3 protein-coding genes and 1 pseudogene are annotated in these 1,705 nt (G+C 64.0%); 3 read left to right on the top strand and 1 reads right to left on the bottom strand.

Features of this window, described 5'->3' with window-relative positions; all coding sequences use genetic code 11:
* The 3 genes from tssK to LGZ98_RS23620 form a co-directional block, all read left to right on the top strand.
* On the top strand, window positions 1–214 hold a 214-nt coding region (tssK, locus tag LGZ98_RS23630; RefSeq protein WP_262978718.1), incomplete at its 5' end, for a type VI secretion system baseplate subunit TssK.
* Complete coding sequence (tssL, locus tag LGZ98_RS23625; protein ID WP_262978717.1) at window positions 211–891, top strand: type VI secretion system protein TssL, short form; 681 nt, start codon at window positions 211–213, stop codon at window positions 889–891. The genes tssK and tssL, both read left to right, overlap by 4 nt.
* A gap of 7 nt (window positions 892–898) precedes the next feature.
* Window positions 899–1,099, top strand: a complete 201-nt coding sequence (locus LGZ98_RS23620) for a hypothetical protein (protein WP_262978715.1) — start codon at window positions 899–901, stop codon at window positions 1,097–1,099.
* A gap of 371 nt (window positions 1,100–1,470) precedes the next feature.
* Here the strand turns inward: LGZ98_RS23620 and LGZ98_RS23615 are convergent.
* Window positions 1,471–1,705, bottom strand: a pseudogene (locus LGZ98_RS23615) (hypothetical protein); the annotation flags it as partial.

Below are 1,705 nucleotides of genomic sequence, written 5' to 3'. Positions count from 1 at the left end.
CCAGATGATTAACCGGGCGCTGACCGGGATCCCGCTGGTGGCAATGCCTCATGTGCCGGCGGCGGTCCCCCTGCGGCTGGAGAACCAGTATTTTGCCCTCGATCTGACCCATCCGTCCGCGAAAGCCATGCTGGCGGCGGGAACCTGTGCTTTCTATGTGCCCGATATCCTGGGCGATATTCAGCTTGAACTGTTTGCGGTGCTGAGGACATGAATCGATCACACTTACGCACTAAAACCTCGCCACTCACTAAAACCTCGCCACCGGATATTGATGCCCTGTTGCAGAACAGCTATCTGCTGGTGATAGCCCTGTGCCGGGGCGTACGGGTGGATCAGGGGAGCGCGGTCTGGCAACACTGTATCGACGAGATAGAACAGACGCAGGAGGCGCTGTCTGCTGCCGGTGTCAGTGACGCCGCAAGGGAACACATCCGTTATGCTTGGTGCGCGCTGTTGGATGAAACCGTCTTAAAACGGGCGCCGGACGAGGGCTATGCGGCCTGGCGCGCCACCTCGTTGCAGGCCCATTTCTTTGGTACCGCCGAAGCGGGCAACCGGTTATATGAGCGGATACGGGCGGTGCTGGATGAGCCGGCCCCCGATCGGACGGTCCTGACCTGTTTTCACCGGGTGTTGCTGCTGGGATTCCAGGGGGATTACCGGGAGGACACGTCATTGATACGTGAGCAACTGATAACCCGCTTAAGCCAACACCTCTTGCCTTTCGACCGTGTTCAGCCTTCGCCGGTGCGGGTCGGGGCCGCGCCGTCCTGGGCCGGGTGGCGTTCCATTGGCGGTCCGCTAATCATGACGATAATCGCGCTGACCGGTGTCTGGTGGGGGTTGAGGCAGTATCTGATCACGCTGCTGCCGGGGTGGGCGCAATGAGCGCGATGTGGCGACGGGCGCTATGGGGATGGGCCGCCGGGTTAGCGCTGCTGCTCTGTCTGGTCTGGCTCCCCTTATCGCCGGCGGGCCGATGGGTGGGGGGCGCTATTATCCTGCTCTTCACGCCGGTCGGACTGTTTTATACCGGGCGATCCCGGCGACGGGAACAGCTCGACTGCCTGTCGGCAGGGCTGCCGCCGGACGGTGATCGTCGCCCGGTGGTGCTGGTTTGCGGTCACGTCCAGGACGGCCTGTTTGGTGATGAACGGGGGCGTCAGACGCCGCAGGGCTACTGGTTATGTTTACCGTCAGGGACCGCGTTGTCCGATGGGGTGGCAAGCCTGCTGGCTGCCCGGCCCGCCTGGGGCGGCCAGTTGAGCGTGATGGCCGTTATCAACCCGCAACAGTACCGGGATGAGACGGCCCTGGCGGGGTGGGTGCGGGAACTGCGCTGGCAGCTTTCTCAGGCGCGTCGTCGCCAGGGTATCCCGTTACCGCTAGTGCTGACCGGCTACTTAGCCGGGGCGTCCCAACGCCCTGATTCACCGTGGTTTGCGTGGCAGGCCGGTCAGAACACCGTCACGGTCTGGCGCAAGGGCGTCTCGGGTCAGCCGCTGGCGGATTGGCTGGGCGAGGGCAGCGTGGCGGAACAGAGCGCCCGTTTTCAGTGTGGGGTTGAGCTGACCGGCTGGGCTGACTGGATGCGGGCGTGCGTATTACCCGCTTGCCTGGCCCCCGAAGACGGCCTGCCGCCGTGTCCGCCTCAGGCGATGGCGCTGACCTTTGTCCCGGCATTACCGCAGCGGTTACCCGG

The organism is Photorhabdus kayaii, assembly GCF_025384895.1.
Classification (GTDB): Bacteria; Pseudomonadota; Gammaproteobacteria; order Enterobacterales; family Enterobacteriaceae; genus Photorhabdus; species Photorhabdus kayaii.
This window is presented reverse-complemented; position numbering and strand designations above follow the sequence as displayed.